The organism is Rhodococcus sp. WS3 (genome assembly GCF_003797085.1).
In the GTDB taxonomy this organism is placed as follows: Bacteria; Actinomycetota; Actinomycetes; order Mycobacteriales; family Mycobacteriaceae; genus Rhodococcus_F; species Rhodococcus_F globerula.
In genome coordinates this window covers 111,895-132,385 of sequence record NZ_RKMA01000001.1, presented here as the reverse complement: position 1 = coordinate 132,385, position 20,491 = coordinate 111,895, and the positions used below count along the sequence as shown (strand labels likewise).

The window sequence follows — 20,491 nt, the reverse complement described above, 5'->3', positions numbered from 1 at the left end:
CACGAGGAGCGGCAATGAGAAGGATCAGACACAGTCGGGCACTACTGGTTGGCGCACTCATTGCGTCGACGGGATTGTTCGGTGAAGTAGCGCTGGCGTCTGCCGATCAGTCTCGATCTCTTCCCCCCGGCACACCGACATCGGCAGACGGGTCCGCGCTCGATCGCATCGAAGTGGTCAACGACCGCCAACTGACGATGTACGTCCGCTCGGCGGCGATGGACAAAGTGATACCGCTCGAGGTGATCCTCCCAGCCGATGCGAGCGTGCCACGGCCGACGCTCTATCTGCTCAATGGAGCCGGCGGCGGCGAAGATTCGGCGACGTGGCAGACCAGGACAGACGTCGTCAATTTCTTCGGTGACAAGAACGTCAACGTAGTCAATCCCATCGGCGGTGCATACAGCTACTACACGGACTGGCAGCAACCCGATCCCGTTCTCGGACTCAATAAATGGACGACCTTCCTGACCGAGGAGCTTCCCCCGATCGTCGACGCGACGCTCGGAACTACAGGGGAGAATGCCGTTGCTGGTCTATCCATGGCCGGCACATCGGTTCTGAGTCTGGCCGAAGCGGCGCCGTCGGTGTATCGCGCCGTGGGAGCGTTCAGCGGATGCGCTGAGACGAGCACCCAACCGGGTCAGGACTATGTGACCTTCGTGGTCAGCTTCCGCGGCGGCGACGTCAACAACATGTGGGGTCCTCCCGGAAGCCCGGCCTGGGTGGCCAACGATCCGGTTGTCAACGCGGAGAAGTTGCGTGGCATCGACCTGTACATCAGCAACGGAACCGGTTTACCTGGCCCACATGAGACCTTGGCGGGGCCGATGGTGAATGGAGATCCGGGCGTCCTCGCTAATCAGGTGATCGTGGGCGGCGTCATCGAGGCGGGGACAAATCAGTGCACGCAGCGTCTCGCGGATCGCCTCAATACCTTGGGAATCCCGGCAACGTACGACTTCCGGCCGACCGGCACTCACTCGTGGGGTTACTGGCAGGACGATCTGCATAACTCCTGGCCCATGATCGCCGACGCGATCGGTACCCAGCGATAGGTACCGATCAGCCGGTGAGTTTTTGCTCACTTCTCTCGCATCGTTCGAGATCTGACTAACCTAGATGCTGGTCAGCGCGGTTATCATCACCGGGTGAGTTCCGAAACGCGCAGCGTCGCCGCAGTCGAAGACACTGACGTTCTTGCCCGTCGATTTGCGTGTCTGGGAGATCCCGCGAGGCTTCGAGTATTGCAACTCGCAGCAGTGGGACCAGTCGAGATTGCGGCACTTGCCGGTGAAACCGGCATCGAACCGTCGACACTCGGAACTCATCTCGAGGCGCTCGCGAACGTGGGCTTCATCGATGTCGACGTCCAAGGCGGGACTTCCGTGATCCGCGTTGCGGGTTCGGCGTATTCCGACCTCATGGACGCGGCAAAGATCGTCTCGCCGCAGGCGCAGGTGCGCGACACACTGGGGGCCTTGCCGACGGACGTCACGCTCCGCCGAATGGCCGAGAGTGACTGGGACGGCGTGCGATCGATCTACCGCGAGGGAATCGACACCGGTACAGCAACATTCACCACGTCGGTGCCTTCCGCGCAGAAGCTGGACGAGCAATGGTTGCCCGATCATCGGTGGGTAGCCGAGATCGACGGCCATGTCGTGGGCTGGGCGACCCTCAGTCCCACCTCATCGCGCGACTGCTACCGGGGTGTTGCCGAGAACTCCATCTACGTCGGCGGCGCAGCGCGTGGCCGCGGCGTCGGAAAACTGCTCCTTCGTCATCAAGTTCAGGCCGCCGACACCAGCGAGATCTGGACAATCCAGTCGTCCATCTTCCCTGAGAATCGAGCGAGCATTGCTCTGCATCAGGCCGTCGGATTCCGCATTGTCGGCACCCGCTCACGGATCGCCCAGCTGGGTGGACAGTGGCGTGACACCTTGTTTCTGGAACGACGCCGTGAGTCCCAGCTTCACTGACCGGGCAGTGCGCAGACCGTGTCGAGTCCGAGGACGTGATTGAGCCGACCGGACGTGATCCACGATCCGATGCTGATCGAGAGTTCGACAATTTCCGCTTGGCTGTACTGCGCGCTCATCCGTTTCCAGAATGCGTCGTCGAGGCCGTGGTGATCCAATGCGTACCGCTGCGCGTATTCGGCGGCCAGGCGGGTGCGGTCGTCGAAAGCGTCTGTGGTTTCCCAGTTTTCAACGGATTCGGCAAAGGTATCTTCAACTTTTGCTCCGTCGCGCTCGGTGCGCCAGTCCATGCACACGATGCAGCCGTTGATTTGCGCGATCCTCAACCGTGCGGCCTCGAACTCGCGTAGGCCGAGCGTCGACTTCGTGGTGACTGCCCGGGAGAGTCTCGACGCCGCGCGCCCGATCTCGGGAACCATGTCACCCCACACGTATTCGATGGGATCTTTGCCCTCGGGCACAGTGATGTTCATCGTCGACTCCATCTCGTGTGGTTTCCTCCTCCGACGATAGCGGCGCGAACCTGCCAGGCCGCTGTGCGAGTCCCACTGGTCGGCATGAGAACCCCGTTGTGAAATGTGCCCGCTAGCCCTTGGCCGCGCTGACCCCGGCACGCCGACCGATTGGAATCACGCCAAGTTGGGGACTCTGTTCAAACCTCTCTGGAGCGGTTCAATTCGCCGGAATCCAGCGGGACATGGAGTGAAGATGCCGTTCTCAACCGAATAGGCCGAGAAATCTCGGTTCAGTCTTCTGCGCAGGAAGAACGTGGTTTTGGCAGAGTCGAACAGGGGTCACTCAACAGTTTGTCGGCCAGTTCGAGCCATGGTCGATGCCACACGACCGTTGTGTTGATGGCGGGTTCTCGATGTGATCTTCCCTGTGATTGGGGGGTGTATTTATATGACTACGCCGCATCCGAGGCCTGATCTCGTTGCCTACAATCTTGCTGCCCGCATGAAGCGGGCGGAATTGGTGACCGCACTGCGCGAGATGCTCGGCGCTCGCCTTGTCGCGGATCTCGGGAAGGTCAAGGAAACACGGGCGGTCCGTCTGTGGGTGGAGGGCACGCGAACCATCGGCATCGACACCGATGTCGAACGCCTTCGTATCGTGTACCGCGCCGCGAAACTGATCACTGCCTGTGACACGGCTGCGGTCGCGCAGGCATGGTTCAAGGGTTTGAACCCGATCTTGGATGGCACTGTCACGTTGATTCAAAGAATTAGTGGCGCAATAGGTTTGGAGCACACGGCGATGCACCCAGTTGGGATTGTTTACGATTCAGGATGCAATCCCGCTCGCGGTGACTTCCTGCCAGACCGCGCGCTCACGTCCTGCGGACAGCGCGGTGGAGGCAGTTGCTGCGAGCTTACGAGCGAATGATGCGCGGCCGGTGTTTCTCATTGGCGGGAATGCGTTCGAAACTCGTTGCCGCACAATACTTGATCGGATCTGTCGACGAACTGGTGGCCGCGCATTCACCGGAACGACGGCAGCGCGACTTGATCGAGGTGGAGACCGTCCTGAGTTCGGCCGGTTGCCGTACTTCCCCGAAGATGCGGTTGCGGCGTTATCGAGCGCTGCCCCGCTGGTGTTGGTCGGTACCAAGTCACCGGTCGCGTTTTTCGGGTACCGGGAACATCCGAGTGCTCTTGCCGAAGGCGTTGCAACACTGACGTTGTCGACCGACGAGGAGGACTCGTACGCCGCACTTGTTGCGCTGGACGAAGAATTGTCCGGCCTCCCGGTGGGCGCTTCGACGGCCACCGTCAGTGTGGGTGGCCAAACTGCCGCGCTCTCGGATGAGCAGGGCCTGGACGGATGGACCATCGGTTCTGTGGCGGCTGAGACGATGCCGGAGGACGCCATTGTTTCAATCGAAGGTGGCACTGTCGGGCACAGCTTTTTCGCAGCATCGCAGAACGGGCCGCGTCACAGTGTTCTTACCAACACCGGTGGTGCAATCGGACAGGGACTACCTGTAGCTTTTGGTGCGTCGTTGGCGGCACCACGACGTCGCGTCGTCGCGATTCAGTCCGATGGCAGTGCCCAGTACACGGTTCAGACACTGTGGTCGATGGCCCGCGAAGGTACTGATATCACCGTCGTCTTGGTGTCGAACCGAAAGTACGGAATCCTTAACACCGAGCTGCAGCGCCTCGGTCACACCAGTGGCGACTTGGCGAACTCTCTGACTTCGCTTACCAATCCGAGTCTGGACTGGTGTGCGACCGCTCGTGGCTACGGAGTGCCGTCCTCTCAGGTGCACTCGGTAGGAGAGTTGCGGGCGGCGTTGCGCCGGGCACATGCGGTCCCTGGACCCACGCTCGTGGAAGCGGTAGTCGGGTAATGCAGGGATCGGGATGCATGATCGGGTAATACAGCTGTGATGGCTTAAAGCGCATTTTTGTGAACAAACGACGGCGCCCCACGCAACGGTAGGCGCGCTGGATCCCGGGGAGTCGGCGGACTACCCCTGGGCGGCCATTGCCTGCTTGGCTGCCTCGACCAGGTGCTCCGCCGCGCGGTTCATCTTCTTCAACTCCGCAGAGGTCAGGTCCTGGTGCGTGTAGGCCGCTTTGTTCTTCAAGTTCAGCAGTGTGTTCAGATGCCGTTCGGATCCACTGTCGGCACGTTTGAGTAGGGCAATGGCCTCGCTGTGGTTGCCGGTGTTCGAGTGCACACCTAGGCGCACGCAGCAGAGTACGTCCGAGGCGGCGATACCCGCGTCGACGTACAAGTCCCCGGCGGCGTTGGGCATCTCCTCTCCGCGATGGTCAGCGGCGTCGAAGAACTCGTTCGCTTTGGACATGCGGCCCGCGGTGACAACGGAGTTGCAGTCGCGTTGTCCCGCCATCAGGATCTCTTCGCAGCGGGGCGCAGTTGCGCGTTGAACCAGCTCCGTGTTCCCGCTACGGTCAGGCCCTGCTTCGCCACGTTACGGAGCAGGGGTTCGCCGGCGGCGGCCGCGGCACGGAGTTCGTCTTCGGCGTACTCGACGACGCGGCCGTCGTTGCCGGTCCACGCCGTGACCAGTCGGGCGAGTTCGGTTACCTGTTCCTCCCATGCATCGTCCCCGTCGTTGCCGGCGTCAGCGGCGCGCACCAGGAACAGGTCGATGTCGCTGTCGAGCTTCATGCGCCCGGTCGCTGCCGATCCGAACACTGCGGCGTACCGCAGCGTCTTGCGCCACCCGTCCAGGTGCTTTTCGAGGCGCTTGAGGAAGGTGGAGTTCAGCTGTGAAAGCGCCATAATGGGCTCGGCCGCGAGATGCTCGGTGTTGAGGCGGTAGGTGTTGGTCCTACCTACCTGATCGCGGAGCACCACACCTTGCGTGACGAGGCGGATGAGGACCTTGCGGATACCTTCGCCCGACCCCGTGGCGAGGATGCGCTGGACTTGGCTGATCGTGAACGTGACCTCCGCGCTCGCCAAGACAGCTAGCACGTCGCCGTCCAGGGTCGGTGTTACCGTGGCGAACGGCCTGTTCAGCTGCATGGCAGGCACCTCCTCATTCCAACTAAAGTTTGACTATAGCAACTATAGTTGGAGTAGTGCGAGGTAGTCCGGACCGTCAGGGCTGAGAGCCACAGAATGGACCTGAGCAATTCTGTCGACGTGCTTGCCGGCTTCTGTGTTCGAGCCTTGTGAGCAGATGCTGTGTGGGCCAATATTGTTGGGAGCGTGGCTGTGACGGCGTCCATCGTAATGTGTGTTCCGTCCGTCATCTGTGGAGTCGATTTGCGGTCATTCTTTCTGCGTCGAAGCAGCCGGCGTATGGTCGTTGCGCACTTTCTGGCTCCAGAGGGCCTTTCCGGTGTCGTCGATCGCGCATGCGTGGTGCGAGGCCTTCCCGACATCGATCCCGATCCACACGGTGAGGTGATCATTCATCAACTCGCTCCTGTCGTTGCAGGTGGGGCCCGTGGACGTCTCCGTCACCAGATCCCTAAACAGCGACCGTTCGCATCAGCTCTCAATCAGCGACCGGAGCGTCCAGAACGGTGAGGCAGCCAGTCCTATCGAGCTACGACAGCAACAAAACCCGATCAGCTACACCCCACCGCGCTGGGCATCCAGAGCGTCCACTCTGGACACCACCAACCTTAGGGAACACCCGATCAATTCTCGGACTCAAGGTTCAGCAGTCAGTCAGGGAACGACCCAGTGATGATGCTTCCACCGAGCGCGCAGTCGTCTTCTGAAAAATGCAGTTATCCCGGCATCCGGCGCAACGTCTTCATCTCATTACGACCGCCACCAGCACCAGTCTCGCCGGCAGTAGTCGCTGTCGACGTGCCGCACCCAAGTACCGCAGTCAGGCCTCCGCCAGCGAGCATTGGTGCATGACGAGAGACCTAACTGGGCCTGTCACTTGCTGTCGACGTGCCCGATCGGGTCGGCGCTGTCGGTGAATGCCGCGCGGGCGGCGGGCCAGCTGGTCTCATCGACGCGGAGAGCGCTGCGAAGGTAGGCGGTGCTCATCCGCTGGATGACGGCGACCCCTTCCGGACTTTCGTCCGTGGTTTCGGCGACTTCGTACCCCACGATTCCGCCAAGCGAGTGCTCGGCACTGTGGAGGGTGAGAAGGTCGGTGGCGCCGGGGCTGTGTGTGTAGGCGTCGGTGAACCAGTCGGGTCCGCGGCTCGACATCTTGGACTGGTCGTGGTCGCCGGCGATGACGAGCGTGGGCGTGGTCAGTTCCTGGAACGAGGGGCGCATGAATGGGAAGTTCGCCTTCGCGAACGGATGCAGGTCGTCGCCGCCGACGCCGGTTGCTGCGAACAGGATGCCCGCGGTGACGCGGTTGTCGGACATGTCGTCGCCGACTTGGCCTGCTTCGTCGAAGATCCGAGCGCCGAGGAGTGACTGCGCTGTCTGTCCGCCCCAGGAGTGGCCGGTGGCGGCGACGCGGCTGCGGTCGATGCGGCCGGTAAGCCCGGGCACGGCGGCCTCGATGGTGTCGAGCTGGTCGAGGATGCGGGTGAGATCCGTGATCCGCTCGGTCCAGATGGTCGGGAACACCGGGTGGTCGAACCCGAAACCGTTCCGGCGCGAGTCGAGGTGGGTGGGCTGGATCACGACGAACCCGCGGGAGGCCCAGAACGAGGTGAGTGGCGCGTAGCCGTCGAGGTTCCACCCGTTGCCGTGGGAGAACACCACGATCGGCAGGTTCGTGCCGGTCGCCGGGGCGGACACTCGAACTTCCAGCGGTACCGGCCGGTCGGGGGCGGACAGTTCGGTGGGAGCAACGGAGACGACCGGAGTGCCGGCGCCGACAATGCCGTTCAGTGTGTTGATTATTGATGAGGTCATGGAAAGTTCCTTGCTGCGGGTGCGCTCTGCGATACTGGTTATCGGAGCGACGTTCCGTAACGTTACGGAACAGTGTTCCGTAATGCAAGTACACCCGATCGAATGGTGAGGACAGGCATATGGCTGACACCGAGAGCGACCAGTCGCGCGTTGCGCAGCCCCAGCAGGTGGGCCGTCCGCGTCGAAGCCAGCAGGCACTCCTTGACGCAGCGGCGGCGGTGTTCGTGACGTCCGGGGTCGACGCTCCGGTGCGGGAGATCGCAGCGAAAGCCGGCGTCGGTGTGGGGACGATCTACCGTCACTTTCCGACCCGTCCGGAGCTCGTAGTGGCGGTGTACCGACACCAGGTCGAGGCATGCGCAGAAGCCGGCCCGCGACTACTCGCGGAGAGCGCGACGCCCGAGGCGGCCTTGCGGGCATGGGTGGATTTGTTCGTCGATTTCCTTGTCACCAAACACGGGCTCGCTGGCGCACTCCACGGAGACAGCGCCGGGTCCGACGCTCTGCACACCTACTTCGTTGGCCGTCTCGTACCGGTGTGTAGTGACCTCCTCGAGGCAACACTCGAGTCCGTTGACACTGCTCCGCCGGTCGATGCGTACAACGTGCTCAAAGGCATCGGCAACCTCTGCATCGGTGCCGCAAGCGACGCCCAATACGAGGCCACCATTCTCGTGCAACTACTCATTTCGGGCGTGCTTAGCCGAGGACTTCGCTGACCCAGGCCCATCGCACCCTCACGTGGAGCACGGACAGGAAGCGCCGCGAAAATCACGCCACTTACTGCTGCGATTCACAGTCGGCAAGGCCGGCGCAGGTTCGGAGTGTCTCATCGTCGGGTGTGTTAGTAACGAACGATTCTGAGGCACTGTCGTCGGCACCTCCGAGACGCACTCGGCCCTAATCTTCCTTTTCACATCCGTACTTCAATGACTTTGCACGATCACGTGGCTTGTCAGTTGTGGTCGGTCATCACGCAAATGGATCTTTTGGTCCGGATGAAAACGGGCCTCGTACCGAGACACGATTGCCTCGGCATCCCCGTAATAGTGCAGATCTCGCGGACGTATTACCGCACGCCGCAAGGACTCGTCGAGCGTAGCGTCGTCGAGGCGCAGCAGAGCGGCACCCTGATCGCCGGCGAGGCTCGGGACATCGGTCCAATGCTCTGGCGTCTGCTGCACGGACTGGCCATGTCGAATTACCTGGTCGCTGTCCGAGTCTGCCAGCCCGAGACGAGTTATCGGTTCGAGGACATGCAGCGCATTCTTGCTCTGGCACTGAAGAACCTGGCCCTGCGCTGAGCATCGACTTATCTACGGCTCGAATAGGTTCCGGACGAAGGAGAGGCTCTCGGGGAGTGCAGCCCGCATCGTCTCGATATGCCCGGTCGGATACGTGAGGAATGTGACTGGCTGGCGGTTGGCGGCGAGTTCGGCGGCGAGTTTGACCGCGAGCGGCGCCGGCACGATCTCGTCCGTCAGCCCCTGCCCGAGGAAGACAGGCCGATCGTACCCGGTCGTCGGGATTTCCAGCATGCTGCGAGCAGCGGCCAGTACTGCGGGATCGTCGAGGGGCCGGTTCACCAGATCGCCGATCGTGACGTCGCCGAGGTCCGATGCCATTTCCTGGTAGCAGTCGGTTTCGGCTCGGGCCAGGGCATCGGTGCCGCGCGGTGTCAGGTAACGATCGATGTCGAGATCGGGTCGCGCCGCCCGGAGTCCGGCCAGGATGTACGACACGAATACGGTGCTGCCGGTCAGTGGCAATCGGGGAAAGTCCGGCCCCACGAGTGGTGCAAGGTTCTCCAGATTCGACGGCGCCCCGGTCGCGACCGCGCCCCGGTAGTCCAGTTCCGGTGCGTATCGTGTTGCGATCGCTGCCGTGACCATCGCGGACTGCCCGCCCTGAGACTGTCCGAGTGCGACCCACCGCGGTGAGAGCGACGGTTCGACCGCACGCGCAGCACGCACCATGTCGATCATGCTGTGCGCCTCCGACGGTCCGTCCAGGTAGGGGTGGATTCCCGGCGTGCCGAGCCCCACGTAGTCGGTCGCGACGATCGCGTAGCCCTGCGAGAGCCAGTTCGTGAGGTATGGACTGCCGACGGTCCCGGTCACCGTGGGAGCGCACTTGTCGGCAATACCGACGGTGCCGTGGGCCCACGAGATGACCGGCCAGCCGCCTTCGGGTGGATCACCGGCGGGGAGGAAGAGCGCGCCCGTACTCAACGCGGGCCGGTTCAGCGGTCCCGTGGACCAATAGGTGAGCTTTGATCCGTTGACGGCGCCGGGGATCCAGAAGGTTCGTGGCAGGGGATCTGTCGCGGTCACTGTGCCCGGCGCCGTGACCGGCGACGGCACCTGCGCCTGGGCGGGCGCGGTCGAGACGACCGCAGAGGCGAGCGTGATCACCATCAATGTTTGGCCGAGCCGTCGTCGGATCATTGCACCGCTCCCGGGGTTCGTCCGTATATGTACGCCGACTTCCATTCTGCGTGAACTGGAGGTGCCGGCATACCGGTTCGACCATCTTCGGGTGCCGCTACCGCGGTCGAGGGCCGGTCGAGTGGTTTCACTGTCAGTCCAGAGGCGAGGGCGAATGCTCCGCTGCGCATCATGTGGCGCGAGGTTCCTTAGGTCCGTTTTCGGTTCGTTGACGGGGACGCGGTCGGTGAGAGTACGCCCGCTAACCCTTGGCTGCGCTGATCCCGGCGCGCCGACCGTAAAAACTGCCGTCACCGAGCGACGTTCCCGACGCGTATCCGCCGGCACAGACTCCGGCAGTGCAACGGCCCGCAGCAAACAATCCGGGGATCGGTTCGCCCGAAACGTGCAGCACCTCCGACTGAATCGACGTTCGCAGGCCGCCGAGGGTGAAGCCTGCCGTGAAGCCCCGAAGGTCAAGGGCGGCAATCGGGGAGCCGATCGCCTTGACCCATTCGGATTTCTTGCCGAAGACCGGATCCTCGCCTCGTTCGGCATGGCGGTTGTACACCTCGACAGTGGACTGCAGGGTGCCCTCGGGCAAACCCATGTCCGATTCGAGTTCCGCGGGGGTCTCGGCCACCCACTTGGGGCGGAACCGGAAGAACGGCGTGGAACTGTCAGCGCCGGCGCCCTCGTCGTACGCGGCTTCGTCGATGATCAGGTAGGCCTCATTGTTGTTGCGGAGCAACGTTTCCTGGCCGATGCGCCCAGGATAGGTGTCCTCGTTGACGTAGCGTTGTCCGCGGCCGTTGACCAGGATTCCGCGCACGATCAGCTGAGGATCGCCGAAAAACGCGACCTCGGTGGCATCCATGTGCGCGAGGTCGGCGCCCAGAGCTTGCGCCATCCGGATGGCAGTGCCGTCGTGCTCCTCGATGGCCGCACCGGGCCGCCCGATCAGGCGCGGCGCATACGACGCAACCATCGACTCGTTGTAGGCAAAACTGCCCATTGCCAGAACAACACCGGTCCGAGCCCGCACAGCCACTTCCTTGCCGTAGCGCTTGGCGATGATGCCGACCACTCGATCACCGTCGACAACGAGGCGTTGCACCCGCATGTCGTGCTCGGCCCGCACGCCGAGTTTCTCCGCCGTCTCGACGAGTGGCTTCATCAGCATGAACCCGCCGCCCTTCTCGCCGGTGCGTTTGTCGCTCATCTGCGGTACGTGCCCGCGCGGGGCCGGGGCGGCGATGGCGTTGAAAGGCGCGGCGTTCTCTCCGCCCGAGTACATGAGACCGTCGTCGAACGGAGTTTCCCAGCCCGGCTGGCCGTAGAAACTCTCCTTGAACGGCACTCCGTTGTCGACCAGCCAGTTGTAGTGTTCGACGCTGCCGTTGCAGTAGTCGGTGATCTTTTCCTCGTCGGCACCTGGGCCGAGAGCGGCCATCATGAACGTCTTCATGTTCTCGGGGGTGTCTTCGAAACCGAGTGCCTTCTGCAGCGGTGTACCGCCGCCGAGATAGATGAACCCGCCCGCCAACGCGGCGGCCCCGCCCCACCCGCTGGTGCGTTCGAGAACGAGCACGTCCGCACCCGCTCGCGCCGCTTCGATGGCGGCGCTGACGCCGGCGATCCCGTATCCGGCGACAACAACGTCGGCTTCGAGATGCCAGGTGTCTACATCGTCTACCGCTACGGGCCGAATCGAGTGCGCCGATCCGGTGGAGTTCGCTGGGGCCATCGCGTTTCAGTCCTTCGCGGGAGTTGTTTCGGTTGCGGCCTTTTCGGCAGCTCGGGCAGCCTTACGCCGGTCGGACTTGACCGAGATCAAGGCATTGTTGAGTCCGGTTGCCAATGGCCACCCGGTGTAGTGACACAGGAAGATGGCAGCTTCTTCGACTTGCTGCTCGGTGAGTTCCTCGTTGAGGATCGCCGCATTGATCTGGATTTTTGCGACGTCGGTTTGCCCTTGGGCGGTAATCGCGCCAAGGAGGAGCAGTCGTCGATCACGCATCGACAATCCCGGCCGAGTCCAGATATCGGCAAACAGATGATCTGCTGTGACGGCAAAAAACTCTCCCGGAACGTCGGCAGGCAAGTTCCAGCCGTACACCTCGTTCATTTTCGACACACCGCGTGTCCGGGCCTCGGAGATGGAGTGTCCGTTCAGATCGGTCATGACTGCTCCTTCGTGGATGGTCCTGAGAATGCGGTATTTTCCGGCGGGGCGCCTACCCCCACACCGAGTCCTGGACCGAGCCCGGTCAGTGCAAGGTGCGCGAGGGGCAGGTCGACGCCGAGACGGTCACCCAGATCGAGCGCCAGGCTCAGATCTTTCTCACCCAGGTTGCGGACGTGACCGAGGATCGAGAACCAAGGATCGCCCTCGTCAACGGAGTCGGTGGTGGTCCGCAGCATGATGGCGCCGGCCCCACCGGTAATGGCATCGGTATGGCGTACGACCTTACCCAGGGTGCGAATATCGAGACCGGCAGCTTCGGCCAACCTCGACGCTTCGGTAGCGGCGGTGAAGGATACGAAGTGAAGAAGGTTACGCGCCAGCTTCATTCGGGTGCCGGCGCCGATGTCTCCGGCGTGGACCACCAGTTCTGCCCAACATCCGAACGGCTCGCGAACCCTCTCGAAAGCCTCGATCGGCCCGCCGATCATCACGGCGAGCTTGCCCTGTGTGGCACCGGGGGCGCCGCCACTGACGGGTGCGTCGATCAAGGTCACACGGTGCTCGTCGCAGAGGCTGGCCAACTCCACCGCGGTGGTGTCGGAGATGGTCGAGTGGACGGCGATGACGGTCCCGGGCCGAGCAGTGCTGAGGATGCCATCAGGTCCGTTGACGACATCACGCACTTGAGCGTCGTCGAGCACAGTGACCGAGATGACGCTCGCCGTGGCTGCGACGTCGGCCGGCGTACGTGCTGCACGAGCCCCCGCGGCAGTGAACGGTTCAAGAGCTTCGGCTCGCGCGTCGCACACCACCAGCCCGGCCGGCCAACCGAGGAGACGGGTCGCCATAGGCGCTCCCATATTGCCCAGTCCGATGTATGCGAGCGTGGGCTTGTCGGCATTCTCGGTCACGATCGGAACACCTGCCCGCCGTCGACGTTGAAGATCTGGCCGGTCACCCAGCTCGCTTCGTCGGAAAGGAGGAACAGGCACATGCCCACCAGGTCCTCCGGAGTTCCCATGCGTTGCAGTGGAATCCGTTTGACCATGTCCTTGACGATGTTGCCTGGTGTGACCGTGCGGGTGGCTTCGGTGTCGATCGGTCCGGGTGCAATCGCGTTGATCCGGATCTTGGACCAACCGAGTTCGGTGGCCAATTGCTGAGTCAGGCCGTTGATTCCCACCTTGGCGAGGCCGTAGAAACCGGAGTACAGCCAGGCGGCAGTGGAGGACTGGTTCACGATCGAACCGCCGTTGGCGCGCATGTGGGGCACCACTGCTCGGCACACCTGCAATGCGCCGTCCATGTTCACGCTCATGAACGTCCGGTAGTACTCCCAGTCGACTGTGAGTAGTGAGTCGATCTTCATTCCGCCGTAGATGGCAGCATTGTTGACCAGGTGTTCGATGCTTCCGAATTGCTCGATCGTGAAGTCTGCGAGCGCCTGGGCGGATGCGCCGTCGGCAACGTCGACCGCCTTGAAGACCGCGCTGCCACCGTCGGCAGAGATCTGTTTGGCCACCGATTCGCCGAGTTCGTGATTGAGGTCGGCGACAACAACATTGGCACCCTCGGTTGCGAGTGCGCGGGCGTATGCCTCGCCGATTCCCTGAGCGGCGCCGGTGACGATTGCAGTGCGTCCCCTAAAACGTTCGGTACGTTCTGTAGGTTCTGTACGTCCCATGTCGATCCTGCTTTCGAGGTGACGGATGTGTGTGAGGTGCTTATGCGGGGGATGCGACGAGCTTTGTCTCGAGGTATTCCTCGAAACCGGCGAGGCCCATCTCTCGGCCGATTCCGGATTGTTTGTAGCCGCCGAACGGGGCGTCGGCGGAGTACCAGACTCCGCCGTTGACGCTCAAAGTTCCGGTGCGTACACCAGCGACGACGCGGTTGACGCGATCGGGATCGGTGCCCCACACCGAACCTGACAGGCCGTACGGAGAGTCGTTGGCGATGCGGATGGCATCGTCGTCGTCGTCGAACGGAATGATCACCAGTACCGGACCGAATATCTCTTCTTGGGCGACCCGTGACGAGTTTTCCAGTCCCACAATCAAAGTGGGCTCGATGAAGTATCCGCGCGGTTGATCGTCCGGTCGGCCGCCGCCGGTGACCACGGTGCCCCCTTCATCCTGGGCCAGCTTCAGATAGCCTTCGACGCGTTCGCGTTGGCGCGCGGAACTCAATGGGCCGCAGATGGTTCCGGCAACCGACGGATCGGCAGCGCGGATGCCGGCCATGGTCCGGGTCGCGGCGGCAAGCGCTTCGTCGTATCGGCTGCGCGGCACCAATAGTCGCGTGCTCAAAGCGCAGCCCTGCCCGGCGTGGACGCACACCGAGAATGCGGCGACGGAACTGGCGGATTTGATGTCGGCATCGTCGAGGACGATGAAGGCAGATTTTCCGCCAAGTTCGAGGAACACCTTTTTCAGGGTGCTCGACGCGGTAGACATCACCGCACGCCCGGTCGCGGTGGATCCGGTGAAGGAGATCAGGTCGACACGGGGGTCGGCGCACAGTTGTGTGCCGAGCGAGTGGTCCGTGGAGGTGATGATGTTGACGACGCCGGCGGGGATGTCGGTCTCCTCGGCGATCACCTTGCCTACCAACGCGGCACACCACGGTGTGTCCGGTGCCGGTTTGAGAACAATGGTGTTGCCGGCGGCGAGCGCCGGACCCAGTTTGGCGAAGTTGATCTGGTGTGGAAAATTCCACGGAGTGATGGCACCGACCACCCCAACGGCTTCCTTGAGTAGCTGACGGTGGGTGGGGACTCCCATCGGCGAGGCATTCCCGAGATCCTGTTGCCACGAATAGGATTCGATCAGTTGTGCCCAATATCGGAGGTCGTCGATCGGTCCTTCGAGTTGGGGGCCGCTGGTCAACATTCGCGGTGCCCCGACCTCGGCGATCGTGATGTCGCGTAGCTCTTCGATATGAGACTCGAGAGCATCGCAGAGTTGGCGAAGGCAGTGTGCGCGAAATGTGTGGTTCCGAGACCAATCGGTGGTGTCGAAGGCGCGTCGGGCCGCGGCGATTGCGGCGTCCATGTCGACGGAGGTGCCTTCGGCCGCTTGACCGAGTACTTCCTCGGTGGCGGGATTGAGGATGTCGAAGGTGCCGCCGGAACCGGGAACAAGTTTGCCGTCGACAAGAAGGGCGGAACTGTCTGTGGGTCGAAGGTTCATAGCGTGAACTCTTCCTTTCTGGACATATGTCTGGACTCTAGTTCACACAATCGTCCATGGCAATGAGTTTCGGGCATAAGCGATTTGGGTACCGAGAATTCGAAAACTGTCTTGGTTAGTCGGTTCGGGCGCTACGGTTCTCCACCAGATATCCCCGATCCGGTGCCCTGCTGTGGGCCTGGGCGGTTCCCTTCGTGTGTCGATCCGAGTGCAGGAGTAGGCCGATGAACAGAGTTGCTGGAAAAGTTGTCCTGGTGACGGGCGCCGCCCGTGGCCAGGGGCGCAGTCATGCGGTGCGTCTGGCTCAGGAAGGTGCGGACGTCATAGCGTTCGACATCTGCGCCGACATCGCAACCAACGAGTACCCGCTGGCCACTCGAGACGATTTGGATGAGACCGCGAGGCTGGTCAAGGAAACCGGGCGCCGCGTTGTCGCAGCGAGGGTGGACGTTCGAGATCGGGCCGGCGTCGAAGAAGCCCTGGCAGAGGGCGTGGAAACGCTCGGCGGGTTACATGTGGTTGTTGCCAATGCCGGGATCTGTCCGCTGGGTAAGCATGTCTCCAATTCCGGCTTCGTCGACGCGTTCGACGTGAACTTTCTCGGTGTCGTGAACACCGTCCATGCGGGTTTGGAATACCTGGGGGAGGGCGGATCGATCATTGCTATCGGGTCCGTGGCCGGCCTGGTTCCGCAGACCGGATTCAACGGTCAACAGGCGCTGCAAGGGCCGGGCGGTGACGGATACGGCTTGGCCAAGAAGATGATTCAGACGTACACCATGTCGTTGGCATTGACACTGGGGCCGAGTTCGATTCGGGTCAATGCGATCCATCCGACCAATGTGAACACGAACATGCTGCAGAGCTTGCCCATGTATCGGACCTTTCGTCCGGATTTGGAAAACCCGACCGCGGAAGATGCCGCTGTGACGTTTCCTTTCATGCAGGCGATGCCGACGCCGTGGGTGGAACCGGAGGACATCTCGCACGCGGTCGTGTATTTGTCGTCGGACGAGTCGCGATTTGTCACTGGTCAGCAGCTTCGGGTTGATGCGGGCGCCGGCATGAAGATCGGCCTCTAAGGTGCGATTTTCGGCTGTGACCGGCGTGGATGACTTGCTCGTGAACACTGAAATCTCGAATTCGTTGCCCTGGACAGGTACCTGTAGTAACGTCCAGACATGTGTCCAGTCATGGTTACGAATCGACTCGCCGACGCCTCAACGGTAAGCAGGCAGACACCGTCTCCAAGCTCACCGAAGCTGCCGTTGTCGTGCTCCGTGAGCATGAATATTCCGGTTTGACTGTGCGCGCCGTCGCTGCCGAGGCCGGGGTGGGAGCAGCAACCGCCTATACCTACTTCTCGTCGAAGGAGCATCTTGTTGCCGAGGTCTTCTGGCGCCGGTTGCGAGCGTTCCCGAACTCGGACGGCACCGGTTCGGACCCCACCGCCCGAGTGTTGGCCGTACTGCGCAACATTGCGTTGCTGCTGGCCGACGAACCGCAGGTGTCGGCGGCCGTGACCAATGCATTGCTGGGAACCGATCCTGAGGTTGAGCACCTTCGCGACCGGATCGGATTCGAGATTCACAGCAGGCTGGTCGCGGCAATGGATCCGGTAGTTAATCCACATCGGATCGAGGCAATTGAAATGCTGTATGCCGGAGCACTTTTGCGGGCCGGAATGGGATATGGGACTTACGAGTACATTGCCGGACGCCTGGAGGCTTCCGCACGACTGATCTTGGAGCATCCATGACCGAAGCATTGATCGAACCGGTGGTGTTCAATCCGTACGACTACCATTTTCACGAAGACCCGTATCCGACCTACGCGCGATTGCGGAATGAAGCTCCGATCTACCACAACGACGACGTCGGATTCTGGGCGCTGTCACGGTATTCGGACGTTCTGAGTGCATTCAAGGACAACAAGCGACTCTCGAGTGCAAACGGGGTTTCGCTCGACCCGGCAGCATACGGGCCCCATGCGCACTACGTGATGTCCTTTCTTGCCATGGACGATCCGCGGCATATGCGTCTGCGGCAGTTGGTGTCTCGCGGTTTCACACCCCGCCGTGTTGCCGAACTGGACTCGCGGATACTCGAGCTCACCACGGCGCACCTGACTCCGGCACTTGCCACCGGGGAATTCGACTGGATATCCGAAGTGGCCGGCAAATTGCCGATGGACGTGATCTCCGAGTTGATGGGCGTTCCCGAACCGGACCGCGCGGAACTGCGGAGAAAAGCAGATCTGGTGGTGCACCGCGAAGACGGCGTCCTCGACGTACCGCCAGCGGCCGTGGAAGCATCGATCAGCCTCATGAACTACTACAAGGACATGATCGCCGAGCGTCGTCGTTCACCAACCGGCGATTTGACATCAGCGCTGCTCGATGCCGAAATCGACGGAGACAAACTGTCGGATGCCGAGATTCTGGGCTTCATGTTTCTGATGGTCGTTGCCGGAAACGAAACCACCACCAAACTTCTCGGGAACGCCCTGTACTGGGGTTCGCACAATCGCAACGAGATTGCGGCGGTTCTTCGTGATCCGGATCTGTCAGCGGAGTGGGTGGACGAAACGCTGCGCTACGACACGTCGAGTCAGATCGTGGCTCGCACGACCACTGTCGATCTCGAGTACTACGGCACTACGGTTCCGGCGGGGGAGAAGATGCTGCTCCTGATCGGTTCGGCCAATCGAGATCCGGACGTCTTCGACGATGCAGACGCGTTTCGCCTCGGACGTAATTCTGCCAACAAGTTAGCGAGTTTTGGTGCGGGCGTTCACTTTTGCCTCGGCGCTCACCTGGCGCGGCTCGAAGCGAAGATCGCTCTTGCCGAATTTGCCCGCCACGTGCGCGATTACGAGGTGGACGAGGCGGGTATCGAGAGAGTCCATTCGACAAATGTGCGGGGCTTCGCTGCCCTGCCGGTGAAGGTGCAGGTGCGCTGATGCCTCGTTTCGAACCCAACCCGGCCCGGCGGACCGCTTTGATCAGCGGCGCATCTTCGGGTATCGGCACCGCGGCGGCCTATGCCCTGTCGGAGCTCGGTCACCCAGTCGTCCTCGGAGCGAGGCGGGAAGCCGAGTGCGAGGCGATTGCCGAAAAGATCCGCAGCAACGGCGGCGAAGCCATGGCACATTTCCTCGACGTCACTGACGGCAGTTCGGTGGATGCGTGTGTCACTGCCGCCGAAAAAGCGATGGGGCCGGTGGAAATCGTCGTATCGGGTGCCGGTGATCTCGAATTCGGTGCCGCCGATCAAATGGAACCCGAACGGTTCTTGCGTCAGGTCGAGGTCCATCTTGTCGGTGCACAACGGCTCGCTCACCGAATCCTGCCCGGCATGAGGGAGCGGCAACGGGGTGATTTTGTGCTGATCGGTTCGGATTGCGCCGACCGGCAACGTCCGCTCATGGGTGCTTACGACGCGTCGAAAGCCGGCCTCGAAGCAATGGGGCGTCAGATGCGAATGGAACTCGAAGGCACGGGCATTCGCGCCTCGATCGTGAGGCCCGGACCGACGTTGACCGGGATGGGAATGGACACGACGCCGGAGATCATCGGCCCCGTCGGCGAATCGTGGGCCAGGTGGGGCTTCGCGCGACACGGCTACATGCTGCGGCCGTCCGATATCGCAAACGCCATCGTTGCCGTCGTGACCGCTCCCCGAGGTGCGCACCTCGTCCTGGTGGAGGTTCAGCCGGAAGCTCCACTCAATCCTCGTCCTACTCACACTTCGCAGGAGACGACATGACTCACGGCGTACAGGAGAATCCGCGCACGCTGCCGCAGCCCCCGCGGGTGTCCGGCGGCGAACTCGAACACGGTCATCTCGAAGAACTGCGTACTGATCCGATCGCATTGATGCGCCGGGTGCGCGACGAGTGCGGCGACGTGGGAGCCTTCCAGCTAGCCGATCGCACGGTGATCCTGCTGTCCGGCGCCGAGGCAAACGAATTCTTCTTCCGTTCGACTGACGAGGACCTCGACCAGCAAGCTGCGTACCCGTTCATGAAGCCGATCTTCGGTGAGGGGGTGGTGTTCGACGCCAGTCCTGAGCGGCGCAAGGAAATGCTGCACAATTCGGCACTGCGCGGCGAGCAGATGAAAGGCCATGCTTCGACAATCGGCACGGAAGTTGAAGCGTTGGTGGCAGAGTGGGGCGACGAGGGCGAGATTGATCTGCTCGATTTCTTTGCCGAGTTGACCATCTACACGTCGTCGGCCTGCCTGATCGGAAAGAAATTCCGCGACGAACTCGACGACAGTTTTGCCAAGCTCTATCACGAACTGGAACAGGGCACCGACGCGCTTGCCTTTGTCGATCCGTATGCGCCGATCGAGAGTTTTCGCCGACGCGACGAAGCGAGACTGGCTTTGGTGGCGCTGGTTCAGGAGATCATGAACGGGCGGATTGCGAATCCTCCCCAGGGCAAGGACGACCGGGACATGCTCGACATCCTGGTCTCGGTCAAGGACGAGAACGGTGAGCTGCGCTTCAGTGCGGACGAGATCACGGGGATTTTCATCTCGATGATGTTTGCCGGTCACCACACGACATCCGGGACGGCGGCGTGGTCGTTAATCGAATTGCTACGCCATCCGGCCGTCATGGCCGACGTCGTCGAGGAACTCGACAGTTTGTACGCAGACGGTGCCGACATCAGTTTTCATGCCCTGCGCCAGATCCCCGTTCTCGAAGCCGTGGTGAAGGAAACACTGCGACTGCATCCGCCGCTGATTATCTTGCTGCGGGTGGCGCGGGGGGACTTCGAGGTGGGTGGTTTCGAGATTCGCGAAGGTGACCTGGTGGCGGCCACCCCGGCAATTTCCAATCGCATTCCCGAGGACTTTCCGAATCCCGACGAATTCGATCCTGGCCGCTACATCGATCCACGTCAGGAAGACATCGTCAATCGATGGACGTGGATTCCGTTCGGAGCGGGCAGGCATCGGTGCGTCGGCGCGGCTTTTGCCCAAATGCAGCTCAAGGCGATCTTTTCGATTCTGCTGCGCGACTACGAATTCGAGATGACCCAACCGTCGGAGAGCTATCGCAACGATCACAGCAAGATGGTCGTGCAATTGGAGCAGCCGTGCTCGGTCAGATATCGGCGGAGAACCGGTACAGGCAGTCGATCCGATACTGGCAGGGGAGCGTGAGTCATGCGTGTCGAAGTCGACCTGGATCTGTGTCAGGGCCACGCCGCATGCGAATTGGAAGCGCCGGACGTTTTTGTGGTTCCGAAAAGGGGCAAGGTCGAAGTGTCCGATCAGCCGCTGCCGGACGAGCAGCGACACGAGGTGGAAATGGCAGTGCGTTACTGCCCGACAGGCGCACTGAAAATTGTCGAGGACTGACCAGGGAGAGG

At 62.0% G+C, this 20,491-nt stretch carries 21 protein-coding genes and 2 pseudogenes; 12 read left to right on the top strand and 11 right to left on the bottom strand.

Annotated elements, in window-relative coordinates:
• Nucleotides 1-14 precede the first annotated feature (14 nt).
• Both EEB13_RS00620 and EEB13_RS00615 read left to right on the top strand, forming a co-directional pair.
• On the top strand, nt 15-1,058 hold the full coding sequence (locus tag EEB13_RS00620; RefSeq protein WP_141484405.1) for an alpha/beta hydrolase: 1,044 nt from the start codon (nt 15-17) through the stop codon (nt 1,056-1,058).
• A gap of 93 nt (nt 1,059-1,151) precedes the next feature.
• Nucleotides 1,152-1,982, top strand: a complete 831-nt coding sequence (locus EEB13_RS00615) for a helix-turn-helix domain-containing GNAT family N-acetyltransferase (RefSeq protein ID WP_141484404.1) — start codon at nt 1,152-1,154, stop codon at nt 1,980-1,982.
• Here the strand turns inward: EEB13_RS00615 and EEB13_RS00610 are convergent.
• The gene (locus EEB13_RS00610) at nt 1,976-2,455 is read right to left on the bottom strand and encodes a carboxymuconolactone decarboxylase family protein (protein ID WP_141484403.1); all 480 of its coding nucleotides are present in this window, start codon (nt 2,453-2,455) and stop codon (nt 1,976-1,978) included. The two genes, EEB13_RS00615 and EEB13_RS00610, sit on opposite strands and share 7 nt — an antisense overlap.
• A 430-nt stretch (nt 2,456-2,885) precedes the next feature.
• Between EEB13_RS00610 and EEB13_RS00605 the strand changes: the two are divergent.
• Nucleotides 2,886-3,182, top strand: a pseudogene (locus EEB13_RS00605) (hypothetical protein); the annotation flags it as partial.
• A gap of 196 nt (nt 3,183-3,378) precedes the next feature.
• The gene (locus EEB13_RS00600) at nt 3,379-4,335 is read left to right on the top strand and encodes a thiamine pyrophosphate-dependent enzyme (protein WP_141484402.1); all 957 of its coding nucleotides are present in this window, start codon (nt 3,379-3,381) and stop codon (nt 4,333-4,335) included.
• A 120-nt stretch (nt 4,336-4,455) separates the two neighbouring features.
• On the opposite strand, the gene EEB13_RS00595 is transcribed toward EEB13_RS00600, so the two are convergent.
• From EEB13_RS00595 to EEB13_RS00580, 4 genes and pseudogenes are all read right to left on the bottom strand, one after another.
• Nucleotides 4,456-4,842: a hypothetical protein gene (locus EEB13_RS00595; RefSeq protein ID WP_141484401.1), complete on the bottom strand. Its 387-nt coding sequence runs from the start codon at nt 4,840-4,842 to the stop codon at nt 4,456-4,458.
• Nucleotides 4,842-5,483, bottom strand: a complete 642-nt coding sequence (locus EEB13_RS00590) for a nucleotidyltransferase domain-containing protein (protein ID WP_141484400.1) — start codon at nt 5,481-5,483, stop codon at nt 4,842-4,844. Before EEB13_RS00590 ends, EEB13_RS00595 begins: the two co-directional genes overlap by 1 nt.
• 282 nt (nt 5,484-5,765) lie before the next feature.
• Nucleotides 5,766-5,879: pseudogene (locus tag EEB13_RS00585) on the bottom strand (transposase); the annotation flags it as partial.
• A gap of 477 nt (nt 5,880-6,356) precedes the next feature.
• Complete coding sequence (locus tag EEB13_RS00580; RefSeq protein ID WP_141484399.1) at nt 6,357-7,301, bottom strand: alpha/beta hydrolase family protein; 945 nt, start codon at nt 7,299-7,301, stop codon at nt 6,357-6,359.
• Between the two features lie 119 nt (nt 7,302-7,420).
• Between EEB13_RS00580 and EEB13_RS00575 the strand changes: the two genes are divergently transcribed.
• A complete protein-coding gene (locus tag EEB13_RS00575) occupies nt 7,421-8,020 on the top strand; it encodes a TetR/AcrR family transcriptional regulator (protein WP_141484398.1) in 600 nt (199 codons plus the stop codon).
• Between the two features lie 261 nt (nt 8,021-8,281).
• Nucleotides 8,282-8,605 carry a hypothetical protein gene (locus EEB13_RS31325; RefSeq protein ID WP_187328466.1) on the top strand — a complete coding sequence of 108 codons (324 nt, stop codon included), beginning with the start codon at nt 8,282-8,284 and terminating at the stop codon, nt 8,603-8,605.
• A gap of 12 nt (nt 8,606-8,617) precedes the next feature.
• Here the strand turns inward: EEB13_RS31325 and EEB13_RS00565 are convergent, their stop codons facing one another.
• The 6 genes from EEB13_RS00565 to EEB13_RS00540 form a co-directional block, all read right to left on the bottom strand.
• On the bottom strand, nt 8,618-9,748 hold the full coding sequence (locus EEB13_RS00565) for a lipase family protein (protein WP_141484397.1): 1,131 nt from the start codon (nt 9,746-9,748) through the stop codon (nt 8,618-8,620).
• Between the two features lie 241 nt (nt 9,749-9,989).
• Entirely contained in the window at nt 9,990-11,474 is a 1,485-nt protein-coding gene (locus EEB13_RS00560; protein WP_261984419.1) for an FAD-dependent oxidoreductase, read from the bottom strand.
• A 6-nt stretch (nt 11,475-11,480) separates the two neighbouring features.
• Nucleotides 11,481-11,912: a carboxymuconolactone decarboxylase family protein gene (locus EEB13_RS00555; protein WP_141484396.1), complete on the bottom strand. Its 432-nt coding sequence runs from the start codon at nt 11,910-11,912 to the stop codon at nt 11,481-11,483.
• Nucleotides 11,909-12,826: an NAD(P)-dependent oxidoreductase gene (locus tag EEB13_RS00550; RefSeq protein WP_141484395.1), complete on the bottom strand. Its 918-nt coding sequence runs from the start codon at nt 12,824-12,826 to the stop codon at nt 11,909-11,911. The genes EEB13_RS00555 and EEB13_RS00550 overlap by 4 nt, the downstream gene beginning before the upstream one ends.
• A complete protein-coding gene (locus tag EEB13_RS00545; protein WP_116101391.1) occupies nt 12,823-13,599 on the bottom strand; it encodes an SDR family oxidoreductase in 777 nt (258 codons plus the stop codon). The genes EEB13_RS00550 and EEB13_RS00545 overlap by 4 nt, the downstream gene beginning before the upstream one ends.
• Nucleotides 13,600-13,639: 40 nt before the next feature.
• Nucleotides 13,640-15,106, bottom strand: a complete 1,467-nt coding sequence (locus EEB13_RS00540) for an aldehyde dehydrogenase (RefSeq protein ID WP_033230878.1) — start codon at nt 15,104-15,106, stop codon at nt 13,640-13,642.
• Nucleotides 15,107-15,330: 224 nt separating this feature from the next.
• Here EEB13_RS00540 and EEB13_RS00535 point away from each other — a divergent pair, with 224 nt between their 5' ends.
• The 6 genes from EEB13_RS00535 to EEB13_RS00510 all read left to right on the top strand — a co-directional run bounded on the left by EEB13_RS00535 (nt 15,331) and on the right by EEB13_RS00510 (nt 20,480).
• Nucleotides 15,331-16,188 carry a mycofactocin-coupled SDR family oxidoreductase gene (locus EEB13_RS00535; protein ID WP_045070108.1) on the top strand — a complete coding sequence of 286 codons (858 nt, stop codon included), beginning with the start codon at nt 15,331-15,333 and terminating at the stop codon, nt 16,186-16,188.
• Nucleotides 16,189-16,289: 101 nt separating this feature from the next.
• Nucleotides 16,290-16,865, top strand: a complete 576-nt coding sequence (locus EEB13_RS00530) for a TetR/AcrR family transcriptional regulator (RefSeq protein WP_141484394.1) — start codon at nt 16,290-16,292, stop codon at nt 16,863-16,865.
• Nucleotides 16,862-18,067, top strand: coding sequence for a cytochrome P450 (locus EEB13_RS00525; RefSeq protein WP_141484393.1), 1,206 nt, complete (start codon nt 16,862-16,864; stop codon nt 18,065-18,067). The genes EEB13_RS00530 and EEB13_RS00525 overlap by 4 nt, the downstream gene beginning before the upstream one ends.
• Entirely contained in the window at nt 18,067-18,873 is an 807-nt protein-coding gene (locus tag EEB13_RS00520; RefSeq protein WP_033230874.1) for an SDR family oxidoreductase, read from the top strand. Before EEB13_RS00525 ends, EEB13_RS00520 begins: the two co-directional genes overlap by 1 nt.
• The gene (locus tag EEB13_RS00515; RefSeq protein WP_141484392.1) at nt 18,870-20,282 is read left to right on the top strand and encodes a cytochrome P450; all 1,413 of its coding nucleotides are present in this window, start codon (nt 18,870-18,872) and stop codon (nt 20,280-20,282) included. The genes EEB13_RS00520 and EEB13_RS00515 overlap by 4 nt, the downstream gene beginning before the upstream one ends.
• Nucleotides 20,283-20,285: 3 nt before the next feature.
• Nucleotides 20,286-20,480, top strand: a complete 195-nt coding sequence (locus EEB13_RS00510) for a ferredoxin (protein WP_045070099.1) — start codon at nt 20,286-20,288, stop codon at nt 20,478-20,480.
• Nucleotides 20,481-20,491: the final 11 nt, after the last annotated feature.

Bases quoted from the DNA above. Each gene is read 5' to 3' on its own strand.
- EEB13_RS00620 (WP_141484405.1), top strand. From the start codon at position 15: ATGAGAAGGATCAGACACAGTCGGGCACTACTGGTTGGCGCACTCATT.
- EEB13_RS00610 (WP_141484403.1), bottom strand. From the start codon at position 2,455: ATGAACATCACTGTGCCCGAGGGCAAAGATCCCATCGAATACGTGTGG.
- EEB13_RS00595 (WP_141484401.1), bottom strand. From the start codon at position 4,842: ATGGCGGGACAACGCGACTGCAACTCCGTTGTCACCGCGGGCCGCATG.
- EEB13_RS00590 (WP_141484400.1), bottom strand. From the start codon at position 5,483: ATGCAGCTGAACAGGCCGTTCGCCACGGTAACACCGACCCTGGACGGC.
- EEB13_RS00580 (WP_141484399.1), bottom strand. From the start codon at position 7,301: ATGACCTCATCAATAATCAACACACTGAACGGCATTGTCGGCGCCGGC.
- EEB13_RS00575 (WP_141484398.1), top strand. From the start codon at position 7,421: ATGGCTGACACCGAGAGCGACCAGTCGCGCGTTGCGCAGCCCCAGCAG.
- EEB13_RS31325 (WP_187328466.1), top strand. From the start codon at position 8,282: ATGGATCTTTTGGTCCGGATGAAAACGGGCCTCGTACCGAGACACGAT.
- EEB13_RS00565 (WP_141484397.1), bottom strand. From the start codon at position 9,748: ATGATCCGACGACGGCTCGGCCAAACATTGATGGTGATCACGCTCGCC.
- EEB13_RS00560 (WP_261984419.1), bottom strand. From the start codon at position 11,474: ATGGCCCCAGCGAACTCCACCGGATCGGCGCACTCGATTCGGCCCGTA.
- EEB13_RS00555 (WP_141484396.1), bottom strand. From the start codon at position 11,912: ATGACCGATCTGAACGGACACTCCATCTCCGAGGCCCGGACACGCGGT.
- EEB13_RS00545 (WP_116101391.1), bottom strand. From the start codon at position 13,599: ATGGGACGTACAGAACCTACAGAACGTACCGAACGTTTTAGGGGACGC.
- EEB13_RS00540 (WP_033230878.1), bottom strand. From the start codon at position 15,106: ATGAACCTTCGACCCACAGACAGTTCCGCCCTTCTTGTCGACGGCAAA.
- EEB13_RS00535 (WP_045070108.1), top strand. From the start codon at position 15,331: ATGAACAGAGTTGCTGGAAAAGTTGTCCTGGTGACGGGCGCCGCCCGT.
- EEB13_RS00525 (WP_141484393.1), top strand. From the start codon at position 16,862: ATGACCGAAGCATTGATCGAACCGGTGGTGTTCAATCCGTACGACTAC.
- EEB13_RS00520 (WP_033230874.1), top strand. From the start codon at position 18,067: ATGCCTCGTTTCGAACCCAACCCGGCCCGGCGGACCGCTTTGATCAGC.
- EEB13_RS00515 (WP_141484392.1), top strand. From the start codon at position 18,870: ATGACTCACGGCGTACAGGAGAATCCGCGCACGCTGCCGCAGCCCCCG.
- EEB13_RS00510 (WP_045070099.1), top strand. From the start codon at position 20,286: ATGCGTGTCGAAGTCGACCTGGATCTGTGTCAGGGCCACGCCGCATGC.